Annotated in this window: 1 protein-coding gene; it reads left to right on the top strand. The window is 65.1% G+C overall.

Annotated features, from left to right (window positions below):
- Positions 1 to 38: 38 nt before the first annotated feature.
- Positions 39 to 398 (top strand): hypothetical protein (locus ADK67_RS53515; protein WP_231648135.1); only part of this gene is annotated, 360 nt, incomplete at its 3' end.

Raw genomic sequence — 398 nt, 5'->3', positions numbered from 1 at the left:
GGGCGGGGAACTATCTGGCCGCCGTTGGGGAGATCTGGGTGGCCACCAGCGGGGAGAACTCCAGGCCGTCTATGGGGAAGAACGAATGGCCATTGACAGTCGCCGTGCATTCCGGAGTTGGCTGGCACGTTCGGCTTGTCGATCAGACTGAAGATCAACCTGACGTCGGGTACGGCGGCCAGGGTCTTCGCGGCGTGCCGACGTCGGTCGTGGTGCCTGGGACGCAGGTGGTCCACCCAGTGCAGCGGGCCGCCGTTGATGCCGAAGTCGGTCCTGAGGTCCTTCACGGCCTGGCGCAGCGTTGTGCTTGCCGAAAATGTCGTCCGTGCTGGTCAGGCGGCGTGGTGGTACTCGTTGAGGATGCCGCCCAGTCGTTGCCGTTGGCGGATGTCGAGTCG

Source organism: Saccharothrix sp. NRRL B-16348 (assembly GCF_001280085.1).
Classification (GTDB): domain Bacteria; phylum Actinomycetota; class Actinomycetes; order Mycobacteriales; family Pseudonocardiaceae; genus Actinosynnema.
Note: the sequence above shows the minus strand (reverse complement) of the source record. Positions and strands in the feature narration are given on the sequence as shown.